This is a genomic window from Xanthobacter autotrophicus (assembly GCF_029991245.1).
GTDB classification, from domain to species: Bacteria; Pseudomonadota; Alphaproteobacteria; order Rhizobiales; family Xanthobacteraceae; genus Xanthobacter; species Xanthobacter autotrophicus_C.
Window position 1 is genome coordinate 1 of the sequence record NZ_JAIVFO010000269.1, and the last position, 2,226, is coordinate 2,226.

2 protein-coding genes are annotated in these 2,226 nt (G+C 70.4%); both read left to right on the forward strand.

What is annotated here, in order from left to right:
- Positions 1-1,323: transglycosylase domain-containing protein (locus K9U41_RS22585; RefSeq protein ID WP_282643084.1), on the forward strand; the 1,323-nt coding region annotated here is incomplete at its 5' end.
- 169 nt (positions 1,324-1,492) lie between these two features.
- Complete coding sequence (gene yihA, locus K9U41_RS22590; RefSeq protein WP_282643085.1) at positions 1,493-2,146, forward strand: ribosome biogenesis GTP-binding protein YihA/YsxC; 654 nt, start codon at positions 1,493-1,495, stop codon at positions 2,144-2,146.
- Positions 2,147-2,226 lie beyond the last annotated feature (80 nt).

Here is a 2,226-nt window from a genome sequence, read left to right on the forward strand (position 1 = left end):
GCGCAGGCCCGCGCCGGGCTGGTGCTCGCCGCCATGCGCCAGCAGGGCCTGATCACCCCGGAGATGGCGAGCACGGCGCTGGCCCGCCCGGCCCAATTGTCCCGCGCCGGCATGCCGGACTCTTCGGGCTACGTGGCCGACTGGGTCATGGACCAGCTCGACTCCTTCGTGGGTGAGGAACTGCCCGGCGATGTCACCGTGCGCACCACGGTGGATGCCGGTCTCCAGCAGGCGGCGGAAAAGGCGCTGGAGGAGCAACTGGCGAAATCCGGCGCCAAGTTCGGCGTCGGCCAGGGCGCCCTCGTGGTGCTCGACACCGACGGGGGGGTGAGGGCCCTCATCGGGGGGCGCAATTATGCGGACAGCCAGTACAACCGGGCGGTGACCGCGCGCCGGCAGCCCGGCTCCGCCTTCAAGCCCTTCATCTATCTCACCGCCATCGAGCACGGCCTCACCCCCGAGACCGTGCGCGAGGACGGCCCCATCCAGCTCAAGGGCTGGCGGCCGGAGAATTCCACCCACGAATATCGCGGCCCGGTGACGCTGACCCAGGCGCTGGCCCTGTCGCTGAACACGGTCTCGGTGCGCCTCGCGCTGGAGTTCGGCCCCAAGGCGGTGGTGGCCACGGCGAAGCGGCTGGGCATTGCCTCGCCGCTGGATCCCAACCCCTCCATCGCGCTGGGCACCTCGGAAGTCTCGGTGCTGGAGCTGGCCGGGGCCTATGTGCCGTTCGCCAACGGCGGCATCGGCGTCATCCCCCACGTCATCGACGCGGTGAAGGGCGCCGACGGCAAGGTGCTGTACCAGCGCAACATCTCCGGTCCCGGACGGGTCATGGACCCGGCCTATGCGGCCATGATGAACCACATGATGATGGAGACGCTGGCGAGCGGCACCGCGCGCCGCGCCGACCTTCCCGGCTGGGAGGCGGCGGGCAAGACCGGCACCTCGCAGGATTATCGCGACGCGTGGTTCGTGGGCTATACCGCCCGCTACGTCACCGCCGTGTGGCTGGGCAACGACGACTCATCCCCCACCAGGAAGGCGTCCGGCGCCAATCTGCCGGTGGAGATCTGGAGCCGGGTGATGAAGACCGCCCATCAGGGCGTGCCGGTGGCCGAGCTGCCGGGGGGCCTGAGGTCCTACGGCTTCGGCGGCGCCGGCTATGGCGCGCCGGGGGGCGGCCTGCTGCCGCCGGAGAACCTGCCGGACGACCGCCCGCCCGCCGTGGTCGGCCAGTTGCCCCCGCCGCCCCAGCAGCAACAACCCATGACCATCGACCGCTGGTTCGCCGAGACCTTCCTCGGCGCCAAGCGGCAGTGATGCCGACGGCCCCGGTCTTCGACCGGTGCCGGGAGGGCATCGCTCAGCAACTCGGGTGTTCCCGAGTTGCCGATCTCAAGACCGGTTCCGGCAATAGCCAGAACCGGGCGCTCCGCGGGCTCCACACCAACGGCTTGCGCCGCGCGCGCGGCTCCACGATAACGCCCTCATGACCGATACCGCTTCCGACGCGCCCGACCCCTTCCTGGAAACCGGCCGCCTGCTGTTCGCCGGCGACTGGCAGTTCGTCACGGCCGCCCCCACTGTCGAGGTGCTGCCGCCCATGGTGGGCATGGAGATCGCCCTCGCCGGTCGCTCCAACGTGGGCAAGTCCTCCCTCGTCAACGCGCTGACCGGCCGCAAGGCGCTGGCGCGCACCTCGGTGACGCCGGGGCGGACGCAGGAGCTGATCTTCTTCCGGGTGGGGCCGGAACTCTCCCTCGTGGACATGCCCGGCTACGGCTTCGCCAAGGCACCGAAGGAGAAGGTGGAGGCCTGGACCCACACCATCAAGGCCTATCTGCGCGGCCGGGTGAACCTTGCCCGCGTGTTCGTGCTCATCGACAGCCGACACGGCATCAAGCCGGTGGACGAGGAGATCCTCGACCTGCTGGACAAGGCGGCGGTGTCCTACGCCATCATCCTCACCAAGTCCGATCAGGTGAAGCCCACCGCTTTGCCGGCGGTGATCGCGGGGGTTCAGGACAAGATCAAGCGGCGGCCGGCGGCCTATCCGATCGTCTTCCCCACCTCCAGCCAGACCGGCGCCGGCTTCCCCGAGTTGCGCGCCGCCGTGGCCCGGCTGCTCCACGAGCAGGGGTAGAACCGGTTCGAGGATAATCGGAGCGCGCGTGCCCCGCACCGGCCTGCCCCCTCTCCCGCGTGCGGGGGAGGGCTGGGGAG

Excerpts from the sequence above, each read along its gene's own strand:
- yihA (WP_282643085.1), top strand. The coding sequence starts at position 1,493 with ATGACCGATACCGCTTCCGACGCGCCCGACCCCTTCCTGGAAACCGGC.